The 466-nt window shown below is 44.0% G+C and carries 1 protein-coding gene; it reads left to right on the top strand.

Annotation, left to right across the window (positions count from 1 at the left end; all coding sequences use genetic code 11):
• The coding region (locus HC752_RS25010) for a hypothetical protein (RefSeq protein ID WP_238930636.1) at positions 1–261 on the top strand (261 nt) is incomplete at its 5' end.
• Positions 262–466 lie beyond the last annotated feature (205 nt).

The raw sequence follows: 466 nt of genomic DNA, 5'->3' as shown, positions 1-466 counted from the left end.
TCAAAGCGCTATAACGCCAGCTTAAACCGCAGACAACGCACAAATCAAGCCGCCGCATTACGCCTTAAACACGAAAATCACCGCAAACCAAAAATGCCACGCGTTGTTTGTCGGTTTGAAGCTTTTGTTAGAGCGATACAAACAACAAACTCACTTGGCAATGAAGCACTTAGCTTGCATTCAATGAAAACCATTTTAACCAACAAAACCTTCTGCAACCAGACCACAAAACCCAAAACACCGATTCAGTCGAGAATTTAGGGAAACGAGCCGAGAGCAAAGCTTCAAAATTCAACGAACCAAATTGACTTTGAAAGCTTGCAGCAACTTGGATTGCGACGACTTTCCACCTTGGATATGGTTGAGGAATCAAACTCAAAAGCACTGAAGCCAGCGATTCTCGACAACCTTACAACCCTTGAACTATCAAAGCGCTATAACGCCAGCTTAAACCGCAGACAACGCA

The sequence above is a fragment of the Vibrio sp. S9_S30 genome, assembly GCF_014694455.1.
Taxonomy (GTDB): domain Bacteria; phylum Pseudomonadota; class Gammaproteobacteria; order Enterobacterales; family Vibrionaceae; genus Vibrio.
Note: the sequence above shows the minus strand (reverse complement) of the source record. Positions and strands in the feature narration are given on the sequence as shown.